Source organism: Chitinophaga alhagiae, assembly GCF_003568665.1.
Taxonomy (GTDB): Bacteria; Bacteroidota; Bacteroidia; order Chitinophagales; family Chitinophagaceae; genus Chitinophaga; species Chitinophaga alhagiae.
Map to the genome: position 1 here is coordinate 62,732 of NZ_QXMH01000007.1, position 16,191 is coordinate 78,922.

Annotated in this window: 12 protein-coding genes; 4 read left to right on the forward strand and 8 right to left on the reverse strand. The window is 54.1% G+C overall.

The genetic code is table 11. The features are described 5' to 3' along the window. Positions 1–12: 12 nt before the first annotated feature. The 7 genes from D3A97_RS24295 to D3A97_RS24325 form a co-directional block, all read right to left on the reverse strand. Positions 13–378: a DUF1801 domain-containing protein gene (locus D3A97_RS24295; protein WP_198674164.1), complete on the reverse strand. Its 366-nt coding sequence runs from the start codon at positions 376–378 to the stop codon at positions 13–15. Further along, positions 365–940 carry an RBBP9/YdeN family alpha/beta hydrolase gene (locus D3A97_RS24300; RefSeq protein WP_119081240.1) on the reverse strand — a complete coding sequence of 192 codons (576 nt, stop codon included), beginning with the start codon at positions 938–940 and terminating at the stop codon, positions 365–367. Before D3A97_RS24300 ends, D3A97_RS24295 begins: the two co-directional genes overlap by 14 nt. 285 nt (positions 941–1,225) lie before the next feature. Continuing rightward, entirely contained in the window at positions 1,226–2,068 is an 843-nt protein-coding gene (locus D3A97_RS24305; protein WP_119081165.1) for an alpha/beta hydrolase, read from the reverse strand. Positions 2,069–2,122: 54 nt separating this feature from the next. Further along, the gene (locus tag D3A97_RS24310) at positions 2,123–2,629 is read right to left on the reverse strand and encodes a DinB family protein (protein WP_157986746.1); all 507 of its coding nucleotides are present in this window, start codon (positions 2,627–2,629) and stop codon (positions 2,123–2,125) included. 121 nt (positions 2,630–2,750) lie between these two features. Further along, positions 2,751–3,878 (reverse strand): Gfo/Idh/MocA family oxidoreductase, encoded by a 1,128-nt coding sequence (locus tag D3A97_RS24315; RefSeq protein WP_119081167.1) that lies wholly within the window; start codon positions 3,876–3,878, stop codon positions 2,751–2,753. Next, positions 3,875–4,735, reverse strand: a complete 861-nt coding sequence (locus D3A97_RS24320; RefSeq protein ID WP_119081168.1) for a sugar phosphate isomerase/epimerase family protein — start codon at positions 4,733–4,735, stop codon at positions 3,875–3,877. Before D3A97_RS24320 ends, D3A97_RS24315 begins: the two co-directional genes overlap by 4 nt. A gap of 10 nt (positions 4,736–4,745) precedes the next feature. After that, a complete protein-coding gene (locus D3A97_RS24325) occupies positions 4,746–8,189 on the reverse strand; it encodes a PVC-type heme-binding CxxCH protein (protein ID WP_198674165.1) in 3,444 nt (1,147 codons plus the stop codon). Between the two features lie 138 nt (positions 8,190–8,327). Here D3A97_RS24325 and D3A97_RS24330 point away from each other — a divergent pair, with 138 nt between their 5' ends. Then, on the forward strand, positions 8,328–9,197 hold the full coding sequence (locus tag D3A97_RS24330; protein ID WP_119081170.1) for an AraC family transcriptional regulator: 870 nt from the start codon (positions 8,328–8,330) through the stop codon (positions 9,195–9,197). Positions 9,198–9,213: 16 nt separating this feature from the next. After that, on the forward strand, positions 9,214–9,303 hold the full coding sequence (locus D3A97_RS24335) for a DUF2147 domain-containing protein (RefSeq protein WP_119081171.1): 90 nt from the start codon (positions 9,214–9,216) through the stop codon (positions 9,301–9,303). Here D3A97_RS24335 and D3A97_RS24340 read toward each other — a convergent pair whose 3' ends face one another. Next, on the reverse strand, positions 9,304–10,245 hold the full coding sequence (locus D3A97_RS24340) for a glycoside hydrolase family 43 protein (protein WP_119081172.1): 942 nt from the start codon (positions 10,243–10,245) through the stop codon (positions 9,304–9,306). A gap of 708 nt (positions 10,246–10,953) precedes the next feature. Here D3A97_RS24340 and D3A97_RS24345 point away from each other — a divergent pair. Both D3A97_RS24345 and D3A97_RS24350 read left to right on the forward strand, forming a co-directional pair. Next, complete coding sequence (locus tag D3A97_RS24345) at positions 10,954–14,199, forward strand: SusC/RagA family TonB-linked outer membrane protein (protein WP_232826072.1); 3,246 nt, start codon at positions 10,954–10,956, stop codon at positions 14,197–14,199. 20 nt (positions 14,200–14,219) lie between these two features. Continuing rightward, positions 14,220–16,148, forward strand: a complete 1,929-nt coding sequence (locus D3A97_RS24350; protein ID WP_119081174.1) for a RagB/SusD family nutrient uptake outer membrane protein — start codon at positions 14,220–14,222, stop codon at positions 16,146–16,148. Positions 16,149–16,191: the final 43 nt, after the last annotated feature.

Consider the following 16,191-nt stretch of genomic DNA (forward strand, 5'->3'; position numbering starts at 1 on the left):
TTAATGCCGTTTTTACACCTGTTCATGAAGTTTCACCCATTCATTCACTACTCTTTCCAGTTCTTTCTTTTTGGCCTTTACGTCTGCCATATCTTTAAAATAGGCCATGCGCCGGTCTTTGTAGTCACCCTCCAGCAAGCTGCTGTTGTGTATCATGGCGCCGTTGTGAAAAACGAACACCAGGTGTACATGCTGCGTGGCGCGGGTATGGAAGGCGGCCATGTCTTTTTTGTAGTAGAAGCTGGGAGCGTTCCATTTCACCCGTTCGGCCATTTTACCGCTGGCCTGCAGGATAATGTTCCGTACGGCTTCTATTTCCGCCTTCAGGGGGTGCTGAAGGCGTTGCATCAGCTCGTTTACTTTTTCAGTATCGTTCATATGGTACAGCTGTAAGTTGTTTGATATCCCGCACCAGCTCCGGCAGGCCGCTGCTGAAGAGGTGCCCCTGGTTCTCGAAAGCGCGGATGGTGGCCCAGCGCAGCTCTTCTCCGTAATGCTGCACATGCTCAAAAGGCACCACCTCGTCGTTCCGGCTATGGTACAGGAAGATGCGCGGAATGCGGGGCAATCTCAATCCAAAATTTTCCGTCAGCATATATTCTTCCACCTGCCAGTCTGGCGGCCCCCAAAAGGGCGCGGCCACAATACAGAGGCCGCCTATTGCCTTTTCACACTTTTCTTCGGAAAGGAATTTGAGGATCACGGAGCCGCCCAGGGAATGTCCCACCAGTACCACGCCGTCTTCCGCCTCGTCCATTTCTTTTTCCAGCTCAGCTTTCCATTGGGCATATACGGGATGCTCAGGGTCCGGCATCTGGGGGTACGATACGCGATACCCCTCTCCCAGCGCCGCCTGTAAATTGCGGACGAGGTCGTTGCTGCCTTCATGCGGGCCCTGCGGCCCTCCGCTGTGCAGGAATAATATTTGTTTTTTCTTCATGATAGCCCTCTGTTTGTAGCGTTCAACATCCTGCGTTGCCAACTGGTACAAATGTAAAAGGATCTGCGGGGAGAAATGGCGTGTGAATGCGGCAAAAAGAGGGGGAAATCCGACAAAAAAAAACCGGCCGCCCGCGGCTAAATAGCCGCGGGACTTGGCCGGTACTGATACACACGATTTTTGCCGAGACTATGAATTTTACCAAAAGTTAAGCCGTTTAGGCGAACAGGGAGCTTAAAATTGGCTTAAAAAAAAGCAGGCCCCGCGGAGCCTGCTTTCAGCATCTTAATTCTTTTTAGTGAAGAACCGGTGCATGAAAAGCAACTGGTACTGCACCGCGCCCGTCCAGTAAGCCCAGTTGTGCGCGCCGGGGCGGGTATAATAATCATGCGGAATATTCCGGTAGAGCAATTGCTCGTGCAGGTTTTCGTTGACCTTGTAAAAGAAATCTTCCGTACCGCAATCTATGACCAGTTCCAGCGTGAGGGCCTTTGGGTTCAGCAGGTGCAGCATATTGATCACGGTATGGCTTTCCCAGCGGGCAGGCTGCTCCGTATAGGAACCGAGGCGTTTGGCCATATCCCAGTTGTTGGGGAATGGCCGGATGTCTACCCCGCCGCTCATGCTGCCGGCGGCGCCAAAAACATCCTGGTGGCGGAGGGCCAGGTACAGCGCCCCGTGGCCGCCCATGCTGAGGCCTGTAATGGCGCGGCCCTTACGGTCACGGATGGTCTTGTAATGGCTGTCTACCCAGGCCACCAGCTCTTTGGATACATAGGTCTCATACCGGAAAGATGCATCTACCGGGCTGTCCCAGTACCAGCTGCCCACGCCCCCGTCCGGACATACAATGAGCATGTTGTAGGTATCTGCCAGTTGCTGCACCCCTTCCGCTTTTTTCACCCAATCCGCATAGTTGCCGCCATAGCCATGCAGCAGGTATACCACGGGGTAGTCTTTAGCGTTATTATATCCTTCCGGCCTGATCACCACGGCCCTGATCTTCTTTTGCATGGCCGCGCTGTAGGTTTCAACGGTATCTGTCTGGTAGGCATGGGCGGAACCGGCGTGCAGCAGGCATACGGCGGCCAGCAGCAGCGCCCGGGTGGTCAGTAACAATAACTTCATACGGTGGACGTGTTTTTTTTATCCGCCCAAAATACATATTATTTTTTCAGCCGTTTACTGTTTGCCGAAAACATTGAAGTAATAGTGATCAGTCATGGGCGCATCCGTGAGGCCCAGGTGGCGGCCCATGGTGACTACCTGGCCGCGGTGATAGGTGTTGTGGTTCACCGCCTGCATTAGATATTCAAAGGCCGGGAGGTTACTTTCAAATCGGGGGGTCACCACCAGCAGCGGCTCATTGATAGCGGCTTCGCCCATGCCACTGATAAACGCCGCCATTTCCTTTGAATGGGCCAGCATGCTTTCCAGAACGTCATCAGGCGCGGGGGCTGATAGCTCGCTCCGTGCGTCTTTTTCCCTGCGGAGCACGGCCAGCCAGTAGCGTTGCGCCTGCAACATGTGCTGCAGCGTTTGCCAGATAGACGGGAAGCTGGACGGGACTTCTTTATGCAACACGTCCTGCGGCTTTGTGCGCAACCAGTCTACCAGCTTTTTATTGGCCCAATAGTTATAACCGGCGTAATTCTTCGTGACATATACGATAGGGCTCTCCTGTTGCATAATTATGTGTTTGATGTCAGCAACAAAGTAACAAAAGAGAAATGACAGCAGCATGCCAGCGCAAAAAAAAAGCCCAGGCAATATTGCCCGGGCCTCGTCATATTTACACTTAAATTACACGTTATAAACCAAGGGTAAAAGCTGGCAGCCGCAAAATGGCGCCGCCCTGCCGGGCAGATTCATGCGCCAGTATGCCTACGCAAGTGATGTTGGCAGACTGTACCGCATTGGGGTATGGCTGCGTGCCCTTCACCAGCGCGTCTACAAAGGCATGCACCAGGTGCGGGTGAGAGCCGCCATGCCCCGCTCCCTGCGTGAAGGAAAGATGCTGATGGTCATCCGCATCGTACACGCCCTGCCGGGTGAAACGGCGGATGGGCTCGGGCAGCAGGTGGGCATAATCAGGGCACTCCGTTTCCTGCGGTATTTCCGGCTCCGGTTTTTTGGCCGTATGCACCACCAGTGGCTGCCCTTCTATCAACGGCCACTCCACAGATATTTTGGAGCCGTATACTTCAAAACTCTCCCGGTACTGGCGCGCCACATCAAACAGGGAGCGGTACACGTGCGCACAGAGGTCTGAATTGCGGAACTTTATATGCGTGGTCTCTACCGCGTAAGGAGAATTGTAGTGTTGCTGCAACTCTTCGCGGATGGTACCGGAGCCCAGGCAGCTCACGTACTCCGCCTCGCCGCGCATCAGCCCCAATACAGGGCCCACGCAATGTGTGGCGTAATGCATGGGCGGCAGGCCGGGCCAGTAATTGGGCCAGCCGTCCATATCCTGCTGGTGGCTGGCTTTCAGGAACTGCAGGCGGCCCAGCGCTCCTTTTTCGTACAGCTCTTTCATGAACAGGAACTCACGGGCATATACCACCGTTTCCATCATCATATAGGTGAGCCCCTTTTCTTTGGTGAGGCGTACGATCTCTTCACATTCTTCTATAGTGGTGGCCATAGGCACCGTGCAGGCCACATGTTTGCCCGCTTTCAGGGCTTTGATGGACTGTATGCCATGGTCAGGGATGGGCGTATTGATATGCACGGCATCTATCTCCGGGTCTAGCAGCAACGCATCATAGTCCGTATACCTTTTGGCAATGCCGAAAGCGTCCCCTATTTCGTTCAGCCGCTTTTCGTTACGCTGGCAGATGGCCACCAGGCTGGCATTGGGGTAATGCTGGTAAATGGGAATAAATTCCGCGCCGAAGCCGAGGCCCACAATGGCAATATTGATCTGCTTGCTCATGATCTTAACAATTGATGTAAAAAACGATAACCTTCCTGTGCAAAATCATCCTGGCTGTCTGCAAAAGACCGCCAGATGCATACAGCGCCCGCCAGTTCCTTTATTTCCGGCGTGAAGCTCTCTATGCTGACCACGCCGTTGTAGCCGATGGCTTGCAGGCCATTTTTGAAGTGCTGCCACGGCGTTTGCCCTGTGCCCGGTACCCCGCGGTAGTTTTCCGCCACCTGCACATGCAGCAGCTTGCTGCCCGCCTGCTGAAACGCCGCCTCCAGGCTACGTTCTTCAATGGCCATATGAAAGCCGTCCAGCAGAATACCGGCGGCCGGGTGGTTAATGTCATCTACCAGGCGGCGCACGTCTGCCGCGGTGTTCACCAGGTCTGACTCGAAGCGGTTCAATGGTTCCAGGGCTATGGAAAGGCCGTGCGTGGCCGCATCCGCACAAACGCGTTGCAGGTTCTTCACCGCCAGTTCCCACTCCCGCCGCCGCTCCTCCGGCGGCAGCATGCGCGTTTTGCCCACGGCTGAATACATGGGGCCTGCCAGAAAGGTGGCGCCTACAGCGTTACACAATTCAAAACAGGCGCGGATATAGGCAAAGCAGTTTTCATGCACGGCCGGGTCTGTATGCGTGAGATCGCGCGTGGGGCCGAAAGCGCCGCATACCACGGCTTTCAGCCCATTGTCCGCCAGCGCGCGCGCCACTTCCGGGCCGTTGATCAGCTCCGGGTACTCGGCGGGTATTTCCACCACATCGTACCCCATCGCTTTTATTTTGGGAAAGAGGGCCACGGTATCCGTAGTGAATGGCGAGGCCCAAAGCCAGGTACTCACGCCTAATTGTATCTGTTGCTGCATGCCGTGTAAATTATTTTTTGAGCACCACTTTCATGATGCCGTTCATAATGGACCAGTGACCGGGAAAGGTACACACAAACGGGTAGTCTCCCGGCTGCGCGGGGGCGGTGAAGCGGAGCGTCACCTTTTCCTGCGGGTTTACCAGCCTGGTGGAATACAGCACCTCCGGCACTTCCGGCACATAATGCTTTTCAGCGCCATCCGGCCGTGACGCCATCTTGTCTGCCGCTTTCCCCACAATGGCCAGGGCGCCCTGCCGGGTGATCACCAGGTTGTGCTGCATAAAGTCCGGGTTCTCAAAAACGATCTCCACGGGCTTTCCGGCTTCTACCGTAAAGGTTTTCAGGTCGTACTTCATTTCGTTCTTGATCACCTTCAATTGTATAACGGCCGCTTTACCGCCTGCAACAGCGGTTTCTTCCGTTACCGGTTTGTTCAGGTAAGCACGCACAAAGGTCTCTGCCAGCCCGGCATCGCCAAACAACCGGGCAGACCGGCCGCTGGTGATCTTTTCCACCTCATACCGCCAATTGCCGGTGAGTACGATCCGTTCATTACCGTTTTGCAGGTAAAGGTCTTCCGGCTTCCCGTAAATGCCGCCGCCGTTGCCCGTGTCTTCCACACGCACGGCAATCACGTTGCTGCCGGGCTTGAGCAGGCCCGCGGGTATTTTGTAGCGGCGCGGCACGTTCCATTTGCGTTCCGTTTTGCCAATAGATACCCCGTTCACAAAGGTCTCGTCAGAATCATCTACCGGCCCCAGGGACAGCGAGGCCTCACGGGCCGGGGCAGTAATGTTCACTGTTTTGCGGAACCAGATCACACCGTCTATTTCGAGCCCGGCGTCTTCAATGGTGGAAGGCAGCTGCATTTCTTTCCAGGCCGCATCATTGAGCGCGGTGGCGGCGCGGTTCACCGCCACGGGTGTTGCTATTTTGAAGCCAGGGTGAGTGGCCATAAACGCATCTATGAAACCTTTGCGGTGGCGGGTGGCGGCAGCGTAGAGGGCTTTGCCCAGCCACTCGTCTTTTTTCACGGCTTCCTCACCGCTCATTTCGTACAACATGCCGCCCAGCTTTTCAGAAGGCGCCGTTGCTGTGAGAGATACCAGCGCTGCCAGGCGGGTATTGGCATCCGGGTCTTGCAGTATGCCGCTGCCGATGATCTGTGTTTCCGTCCAGTTGTATTTGGAAAGTATCTGGATAGCGGCTTTGCGCACCGCGGGGTTTTTATGTTTCAGCGCGGCGGCCACCGTATTGTCTTTTGCGGTAGCGCCCAGCCCGTCTATGGCCCAGAGGGCATGCAGCGCGGCGGGGCCGTCTTTTTGGGTGAGGGCGGCCAGTTGCGGCAACACGTCCGTTTGCCCGCGTTCTACCAGCAGGCGCTGCGCGGTGGTGCGCCAGAGCATGTTGTCATTTTCCAGCGCGGCCAGCAGGCCTTCCGGCTCCTTTTTACTGAGCTGCAACGGCTTAACTTTCTTTGCGTTTTTGCTCACCACGCGCCATACACGGCCGTGGCTTTTATCGCGCAGGGGATTTTCGTAGGCATTGCCTTTACCGTTCACAGCGGCATAGCCGCCGCGTTCAGGCGTGGGCGTAGGGTTGTGCTGCACAATGAAGTTGTACCAGTCCAGCACCCATACCGCGCCGTCGGGGCCGGGTTTGGCCTCTACCGGGGCCACCCATTCATCTGCGCTGGCAAACAGGTTCCAGCCGTCTTTTTCCTTAAAGCCCGCACCGTCTTTTTCTATACGCGCGGAGTGTACCAGGTGGCCGGTAGGCTCGCAAACAAACGCAATATTGTTCCAGTACGCTTCCGGGTAATTGCGGGCCGTGTAAAAACTGTGGCCCGCGGCAGCAGTAAAGCCCCCAAACACGTCTACCTGCCGTACATGCTGTGTAACAGGATGCATGGCGTAGTGCCCGTCTATCTTACTGCTGCCGCCCGCCCTGATGCCTTCCACACCTTTCAGCGCGCGGTTGGGAATGCCCATGAACACGCTGTGGGTGTTGTTGGCCGTAGACCCGAATATATCATTGTTCTCTGTAAAGCCCAGCCCCCAGGTATTGTTGCTGGTGCCGGTCATAAATTCAAAAGTGGAAACATCTGGCGCAAAGCGGTAAAAGCCCTGGCCAAACTGGTACGGCTCACCTGCTATGGCGCCTTTGAAGCCGGAATAGCCCACGGTGCCCCATATCTGGTTGTCCATTCCGTAACGCAGGTTAGAGGGGCCGGCGTGGGTGTCAAAAGTGCCCCATCCGTCTATGATCACCTTGCGGATGTCTGCCTTGCCGTCTCCGGTGGTATCTTTCAGGAAAAGGAAATGCGGCGCCTGTGACACAATAATGCCATCGTTGCTGAATACAAGGCTGGTAGGGATGTTCAGCCCCTCGGCAAATATGGTGAACTTATCCGCGCGGCCGTCTCCGTCCGTATCTTCACATATCTTGATACGGTCATCTCCCGCACTCTTATCTTCGCGCACGGTGTTGGGATAGTCTACTGTTTCAATCACCCACAGGCGGCCTTTTTCGTCCCAGTCCATGGCAATGGGATTAATGATATCCGGCTCTGAAGCAAACAGCTGCAGCTCAAAACCCGGCGGCACCTGAATCAGCTTGGCGGAGGCTTCCGGCGAAAGCGGTTCCTGGTACCGCGGGGCCGGCACCCGTTGTTCGTAATTGGGAATGTTGGCCTCCATGCGGTACGCCAGGGTGGGCATAGACGCGCGGTAAGGCTCCCACAGCGCTTTCACATCGTCTCCCACGGCCCAGAGAATACCCGCTTTCATCAGTGCATGAAAACCGGGATTGTTCCAGGTACGTTCATCGTGGCCGTAAGCGGTGTAGAACACGCGGCCCTTGCCGTATTGTTTTACCCAGGTCCACGGCTCCCGGTGCGCGCCTTCCACCCTTTCCATGAGCACAGTACGGTCGTCTGTCAGTTTATCATGCACATAGGTTTCGTCCCAGGTAGCAAATTCCCTGAGCGATTGCGTTACGGGGTGCGTTTTATCGGTGATCACCGCGGTAAAGGAGTCCGTGCCATGTTGCAGGAACTGGCCACCTACCATGCTCACAAATTCAGAGGAGTTGCGGAAACAGTAGCTGGCGCAGTGAACGGGTATAAAACCCTTGCCCGACCTTACGAACTGCAGCAATGCCTCTTCCTGCTGCGGTGTAATGGAATCGTGATTGGCATACAGCATCAGGCCATCGTATTGCGCCAGGTTGCTGCTGTTCAGATCATCCGGATCATCTGTATAGGTCAGTTGTATGCCTTCCGTTGCCAGCGCGGACGCCAGCATAGGCATGTACAGCGCGCTGTTGTGATGCTCGCTCTGGTGGCCCAGGAAAAGGATCTCTATTTTACGTGGCGCCTGTTTTCCGCAGGCGGCCCATACAAGGCAGCATACAATGCCAAGAAGGAAGTAGACGTGGAATCGCTTGTTCATGGTTCGGAAAGATAACATAACGAAATTCCGGAAAATTAACCCGTATGCTTTCCTTGATATTGCCAGATTTTGACTATATTATGTCATAGAATACTGTTGAATGCATTTTATTATGGTAAATGAAAAGAATTAAGTGTTATGAAACCCGCCTTACAGAAATCACCTATTTCGGCAGACAGGGTATTTGAAGCGAAGCACTTGCGGGAGCCCCACTTTGACCCCAACTGGCATTTTCACCCGGAATACCAGTTGTTTGTGGTACTGAAAGGTACCGGCACCCGTTTCACCGGAGACCACCTGGCGCCTTTCCGGCAGGGGGATTTTGTGCTGACCGGCCCCAACCTGCCGCATATGTGGCAGAGTGACCCGGAGTATTTTGAAGGGAATAAGGGCTTGTGGACGGAGGGCATTGTGATCTACCTGCCTGAAGACTTCCTGGGCCATGGTTTTCTCAGCAAGAAAGAGAGCTGGCAACTGCGGCAGCTGCTGCAACGCAGCGGGCTGGGCATGGAATTTTTTGGCGATACGGGCCGGCAGGGCACGCAACTGATGCGGCAAATACTGGAGCAGCATGATTTTGACCGGATACTTACGTTGTTGCAGCTGCTGCACCTGCTGGCGCAGTCCGCGGAGTACCGCCAGCTTTCCAGCGCCAGCTACACCAACCAGCTGAAGGCCTCCGATACGGAACGCATGAACAGGGTGCATGCTTTTGTGATGAAGAACTTCCGGGAAAAGATCAGTTTGAATGAAGTAGCCGCCATTGCCAACATGACACCCACTTCCTTCAGCCGCTATTTTAAAACACATGCCAACCGGAGCTTTTCAGACTTTCTCACGGAGATACGCATCGGGTATGCCTGCAAGCTGCTCATGGAAGAGAACATGGACGTGGCCCGAATCTGTTACGAAAGCGGTTTTTACACCCTCTCCAACTTCAACCGCGCCTTCCGGCAAATAACCGGGTATAACCCGCTCGGCTACCGGAAAAAGTACACCGGGGCGTAGGTGGCTATGCAGCAAAATGAAGCTGAACGGCAAACAGCTCAACATACGCGGGTATGTGGGCGTGTCTATGTTCGGAAGAACAACGGTATGGACAAGAGCGGATTAACTACTCCACCACCGGCCAGCCCTTTACATACCGCAGCGGCCTGATGCAGAATACCCTGGCGCCGCCTTTGCCCCGCTGAATGGCATGATAAGCAATATATTGTTTGCCCTTTGCATTGCTGAATACGGAATTATGCCCGGGCGCCAGCCATGTGCTGTCCATTTCAAGTATCACGCTGCCGGCCGTGCCTTTCTCTTCCGCCATGGTGCGGAACGGGCCGGTGGCTTTCCTGGAGCGGGCTACCAGCACAGCGTAGCTGGCCTTTTCACCGCAGCAGTTATCTCCAGAATAATAGAGATAGTAATACCCGCCATGATAGTCTATCCACGCTCCTTCTATCAATCTTGTATATTTTGCCTCCATGCCCGGTTGCACTACGGGAACGGCCACACTGCCGGGTGCGAACGCACTCCAGTTGTCTGTCATTTCCTGCACGCGGATGGGCTTGAAACCCGAACCCCAGTACAGCAGCTTTTTACCTGTTTTCGGGTCTACCATGGCCATAGGGTCTATATGTTCAAACCCTTCGCCACACACCAGTGGAGAACCTTTGTCTTTGAACGGTCCTTCCGGCCTGTCCGCATACGCCACGCCCAGGCATTTGCCGGTGGAGTCGGATACGGACTCCCCTGAATAGAAAAGTACGTATTTCCGTAAAGCGGCATCGTACAGTACATGCGGCGCCCAGTAGTGGGTATTGGCCCATACAGGAGGCTCCGGCAGCGCATCGCCCAGCAGTTCCCAATGCTGCAGGTCAGTTGAAACGGCTACCTGTATGTTGGCGCCGGACTGGGTGGCATAGGCATAATACTTTCCCTCCGCGCGGATCACGGTAGGGTCAGGAAAATCCCGGTTGAGCACCGGGTTGGACAATTGCTGGGCCATTAATGCCGCCGGCATGCAAAGCAGCGCCAGGGCCGCAAACAGACGTGGTTGTATCATAATCCGGTAAGCTGGGATAATTATAAAGGAATCCCTGTTTTAACAACAAGATAGTGATCCTTTTCTTGAACGGGAACCATAAAATTCATCCATGCGTGGCGGGCATGATGCCATAGCTGCCGGCGGCCCCTCAGGGGCCTTCTTCCATTGATACGGCAACGGTAAAAGCCATCTGCCGCCGCGCATATTCTCACATCAGGTAAAAAACTACTAACATTTGCTAAAATTCAAGTAGGTACATGCGGATAATTGTATGACTTTTATGCAAACGTTTTAAGTGTATTTAAGACGTCATATAATTCCACCAGAAGAAAACTAGATACGAATTTTACGTTATGAAAGAGAGGGGCCGCAACCAAGCCCCTGCTGCATGGAGTTACTTTTACCCTTTTGACAGAATTTGCTGATTGGCTGCGAAAGCCAAGGTGAGACCAGACATTTATTTTTTATCAATTAATGCAAACGATTGCACGTAAAAATAAACGGCAAAAGTATGCAAACAGGATTGGTACGTCCCTAAAGCACTCGTTTATGAAAACTGGCAAACCTTAAACCAAAAAATCCACTCAACCAAAAGAAGTACCTCCAGGGCTTCTCATGGCACATGCATGTTTTATGCAGGCTATCCGTTATGCTGCAGCAGGCGGCAAGGCATGCTATGCTCCTGAATGAGGGCCGGGGGGCTTTGTGATCAGAAAAAACATACAAATGAAAAGAACACTCACCATGCACGTTTGTGGTGTGATGGGGCTGTTATTGCCCATTGCGCAGCAAACACAGGCGGCTGCAACATTGCCGGCCAATGCTCCCGCGGGTACTCATGTACATACCGTCAACCTGCGTGCAGCACATGTACCGGCAGCCGCGTGGAAACTGAACAAGGAAGTTCGCGGGCAGGTAACTGACAGTACGGGAGGTGCGATGCCTGGCGTTACCATACTGGTAAAAGGAAGCCCAAACATTGGTACCACTACGGACATTAACGGCAGGTACATACTGGAAGTGCCAGACAACACATTAGTACTGGTGTTCAGCATGATCGGCTACACCTCCCGGGAAGTTCCGCTGAATGGCCGCAGCGTGATCAACGTTGAGCTGGCCCCTTCCTCCAATCAATTGGGTGAAACGGTGGTAGTGGCTTTCGGCAAGCAGAAAAAAGAGTCTGTGATCGGCTCCATCACCACCATTAACCCGGGGGAATTAAAAGTACCTTCCAGCAACCTCACTACCGCGCTGGCAGGCCGCCTGGCAGGCGTTATTGCCTATCAGCGCAGTGGTGAACCGGGGATGGACAACGCGGAGTTTTTTATCCGCGGGGCCACCACCTTCGGCTACAAAAAAGATCCGCTCATACTGATTGACGGTATTGAATATACCACTACAGAACTGGCCCGCCTGCAACCAGACGATATTGCCAGCTTCTCCATTATGAAAGATGCCACCGCCAATGCCCTCTATGGCGCCCGGGGCGCCAACGGCGTTATACTGGTTACCACCAAAGAAGGGAAAGAAGGCAAACCCAAGCTCAACATCAGGCTGGAAAATTCCATTTCGCAACCCACCCGTAATGTAGAGCTGGCAGACCCTGTTACCTATATGAAGCTGAACAATGAAGCGGTGCTTACCCGCAACCCGCTGGGCATACAGCCCTATTCACAAGCCAAGATAGACAATACGGAGAGCAACCTCAATCCCGTAGTGTTTCCCACCACCAACTGGCGGGAGATGCTGTTCAAAGACAGGACCATGAACCAGCGCGGCAACTTCAGCGTGAGCGGCGGCGGGCAAATAGCCACCTACTATGTATCCGGCGGCCTCACCAAAGACAACGGCGTGCTGAACGTAGACGGCCGCAACAATTTCAACAACAACATCGATCTTAAAACATATACTCTCCGCTCCAACGTCAACCTCAGGCTCACCAAATCTACCAGTGCCATGGTACGCCTGCACGGTACGTTCGATGATTACAACGGGCCTATAGACGGTGGTGAAATGCTCTACGCCAAGGTAATGCGCGCCAACCAGGTGATGTTCCCGGCGTATTATCCGGTAGATGAAGAACATCAGTTCACCAACCATATCCTCTTCGGAAATGCTGACCAGGGGCAATACCTCAATCCCTATGCGGACATGATACGGGGTTACAAGGAAACCTCCCGCTCCCTTATGCTGGCGCAGTTTGAAGTGAAGCAAGACCTTTCGGACTTCATCACCAAAGGCCTCTCCGTCCGCGCCATGATGAACACCAACCGGTCTGCCTATGTGGAGCTGATCAGGGCCTACCGGCCTTTCCTGTACACGGTGGGCAGCTATGACAGGCCGTCCAACTCCTACAATATCTACAACATCAACCCGGAAACCGGTACAGATTACCTCAGCTTTGAGCCGGGCGACAAAACCGTGCAGTCTGTTTTCTACCTGGAGTCTGCCATGGACTACAACCGTACGTTCAACGACCGCCACACCGTGGCCGGCATGCTCATCTTCATAGCGCGCAACCGGCTCAACGGTGTTACCGGCTCCAGCCTGCAACGTTCGTTGCCGGCACGCAACATGGGGCTTTCAGGCCGTGTCACGTATGCGTATGACGATAAATATTTCCTCGAAGCCAACTTTGGCTATAACGGCTCCGAGCGCTTTTATAAAACGGAACGTTTCGGTTTCTTCCCCACCATTGGCGCCGCCTGGATGGTATCCAGCGAAAAGTACTGGGAGCCTTACCGGAGAATTGTGAACAAACTGAAGCTCCGTGCCAACTACGGCCTGGTAGGCAACGATGCCATTGGTAACGAAGACGAGCGCTTCTTCTACCTTTCTACCGTGAACATGTCTACCTCCTCAAAAGGCGCCCGCTTCGGCACTACCGGCGGCTATTACAGAGATGGCATTTCCATCAGCCGGTACGATAACCGGGCCATTACCTGGGAAACCGCGAAGAACTCCACCTTTGGCGTGGAAGTAGGGTTGTTCGGCAAGCTGGACATGATCGTTGAATATTTCATAGAGTCCCGCTACAACATCCTGATGCCGCGCGCGTCCATCCCCAAATCCATGGGACTGCAGGGAGAAACGCCGCAGGCCAACGTAGGCCGCGCCGCTTCCCGCTCGCTTGATATTTCGCTGGACTATAACGCCAACATCACCAAAAACTGGTACCTGGGCCTGCGCGGCAACTTCACCTATGCCCGCAATGTATTTGAAGCATACGAAGAACCGATGTACGATGAACCCTGGCGCTATCGCAAAGGCCACTCTACCGCACAGCGCTGGGGATATATCGCCGAACGCCTGTTCATTGACGATGAGGAAGTAAGAAGCTCTCCGGAGCAGCGTTTCAGCGGCTTTGAGACCCGTGCCGGGGATATCAAGTACCGGGACATTAACGGAGACAAGATCATAGACCAGCGGGACATGGTGCCCATCGGCTTCCCGGAAAGGCCGGAAATTGTGTATGGCGCAGGCCTTACCACCAAGTATAAGGGCATTGACTTCTCCCTTTTCTTCCAGGGCTCCGCCCGTTCTTCTTTCTGGATCAATGTAGACCAGACCTCGCCTTTCGTAACGTCGCCGTTCATGGTAGGCAGCAGGGCTATTGGCGGTGAAACACAATTGCTGAAAGCCTATGCCGAAAACTACTGGTCTGAAGAAAACCGCAACCTCTACGCCCTCTGGCCCCGCCTCAGCCCCGTTGTGAACGCCAACAGCGTGCAGTCTAATACCTGGTTCATGCGCAACGGCTCTTTCCTCCGGCTGAAGCAGATGGAAGTAGGCTACTCCCTCCCCGCCGCATGGAACAGGCGCCTGCATATGCAGAACTTCCGCCTGTACGCAACGGCCACCAACCTGTTCACCCTCAGCAAATTCAAGCTCTGGGACATTGAGATGGCTGGTAAAGGATTGGGATACCCCATCCAGCGCGTATTCAACATAGGCCTGCAGGTCGGTTTCTAACATTCATCAACTGTTGACAAATGAAAAAACTACATAAAAAACTGTTCCTGCTCGTTGTACTGGGCTCACTGGGCGCCTGTAAATACCTGGATGTGGTGCCAGACAATATAGCAACCATAGAGAACGCTTTCACGCAGCGTACTTCCGCGGAGAAGTTCCTGTTCACCTGTTACTCCTATATGCCCATGACGGGGCATTTTAATGATAACCTGGGTTTTATGGCCGGAGACGAGATCTGGCACGATGACCCTCCCAAAGACATACAGGTTACCTTCTTCAACATTGCCAAAGGCCAGCAAAGCGTGGCCAGTCCACTGGGCAACTACTGGTCTGGCGGGGCACGTGGCGAGGCGCTGTTTGTTGGCCTGCGTGACTGCAACGTGTTCCTCGACAATATTCACCGCGTGCGGGAGCTAACCATGTTTGAAAGAGAAAGGTGGATGGCGGAAGTAAAATTCCTGAAAGCCTATTACCACTTCTTCCTCTTCCGCATGTACGGCCCTATTCCGCTGATACGCACCAACCTGCCCATTGCCAGCGGGCCGGACGAAGTGCAGCTGTTCCGCGAGCCGGTAGACTCCTGCGTGAACTACATGGTACAACTGCTCGACGAATGCATTGCCAGCGAATATCTGCCTGAAAAACTGTCCGGCACAGAAGGCACCGAGCTGGGCAGAATTACCAAGCCCATTGCGTACGCGCTGAAAGCCAAAATACTGGTAACAGCCGCCAGTCCTTTATTTAACGGCAATACGGAATATGCAGGCCTGAAAAACAAGGGAGACAAGCAGGAGCCGCTTTTCCCGCAGGCCTATAGCGAAGACAAGTGGAAAAGAGCCGCGCAGGCCTGCAAAGAAGCCATCGATTTTTGCCATGAGCAGGGATACGCTCTCTACCACTTCCCCGGCAACACCGGCTACACCATTAATGACACCATCCAGACGCAGCTAGATATCCGCGCCGCGCTCACATCCACGTTTAACAATACCGAGGTCATATGGCCCAATACCAACAGCCCCGCTGTAGACATGCAGCGCTGGTCCATGCCGCTGATAGCCCCCGGCGCCAGCACCGCCGGCCCCAAGGGCATACTGGCCCCTACCCTGAAAATTGTGGAACTGTTTTACAGCAAAAACGGGGTGCCCATTAACGAAGACATAACGTTCGACTACGGCAAGCGTTACACGCTACGCAAAGGAGTACCGGCCGAAAGGTTCTGGGTAAAAGACGGGGAAGAAACCGCCGCACTCCACTTTGACCGCGAGCCGCGCTTCTACGCCAGCGTATCTTTTGACCGCGGCACCTGGTTCGGCAACTGGGTAGATAACTACGATGTGACCAAAGCACTGCTATACCCCCAATTGCGGAATACCGAGTTCAGCGCCCGCCGCGGCATCAGCAATTACTCCGTAACCGGCTACGGCATCAAAAAACTGGTAAATATTGAAACCAGCGTGGCTACAGACGGGAATATGACCAACAACATCATTTCCTACCCCTGGCCCGAGTTCCGCATGTCTGATCTGTACCTGCTCTACGCCGAGTCGCTGAACGAGGTGAATGGTTATAGCACGGCCACCACAGAGTACCTGAACATGGTAAGGGCCAGGGCCGGCCTGAAAACGGTAGAAGAATCGTGGAGCAACTTCAGCCGTGAGCCGCAGAAATATCTCTCCAAAGAAGGCCTGCGGAGCATCATTCAGCAGGAGCGCTGTATAGAGCTGGCATTTGAGGGCAGCCGCTATTGGGACCTCCGCCGCTGGAAAACAGCGCATACTGAGCTGAACAATCCCATCAAAGGTTGGGACATTACCCAGAAAGATGCGCCCTCCTACTACAAGGAAAGGCTGCTGTTCAACCAGCGGTTCACCATGCGGGATTATCTCTGGCCCATTGAACTGAACGAGATCACCATCAATAAAAACCTGGTACAGAACCCGGGTTGGTAAGGCCTGAAATGGTTTTTGATTTTTTTCATGCAAAAACGTTTTT